We start from the raw sequence: 596 nt of genomic DNA on the forward strand, positions 1-596 counted from the left end.
GCTTTGAAATCGGCGTCGCTGGTATTGAGCGTGTAGGTGTAAGTGCCGTTGGCGTTCAGCACCAGGGTGCCGTAAGTCCCGGTGAAAGTGCCCGCCGTGATCGGGCCGGCGTTTTCGCCGACAGGCACGCGGTCGGCGCCCTGCACGTCGTTGGTCAGGACGTTGCCGTTCAAGGTGAGGTTGGTTTCCGAGGCGGTGCCGGCGTTGCTGTCGTCCACGCCTTTTGGCAGGTCGTCGACAATGTTCACGTCCAGCGTCGCGTTGGCGGTGGTGCCGTTGTCATCGACCACGGTGACGGCGAACTGCTCGTTGAGCACGTTGGCGCCGTTGGCGGTTGGGTGCGCTTCGTTATCGACCAGGGTGTAGCTGTAGCTGACAACGCCGGTTGCAGCGTTGAAACCGGTGATGGTCAGGGTGCTGCCCAACGGGGTGACGATGGATTGTGGGAAACCTGCGGCTACGCCGTTAGTGACCACGGCAATGCCGCCGATGGTCAGCGTGGTGACGCCGTCCAGCGCGGTGATGGTGAAGGTGCCGCTTTGGGTCAGGGCGGGTGCATCGGGGCTGCTGCCGTCGCTGAGGTTTTTCTCGTAAAC

1 protein-coding gene is annotated in these 596 nt (G+C 62.9%); it reads right to left on the bottom strand.

Translation table 11 applies throughout. The features are described from left to right. Nucleotides 1-596: VCBS domain-containing protein (locus ACTJK7_RS29065; RefSeq protein ID WP_440781115.1), on the bottom strand; the 596-nt coding region annotated here is incomplete at both ends.

It is taken from the genome of Pseudomonas sp. 22085 (assembly GCF_052045815.1).
GTDB lineage: Bacteria > Pseudomonadota > Gammaproteobacteria > Pseudomonadales > Pseudomonadaceae > Aquipseudomonas > Aquipseudomonas glycinae.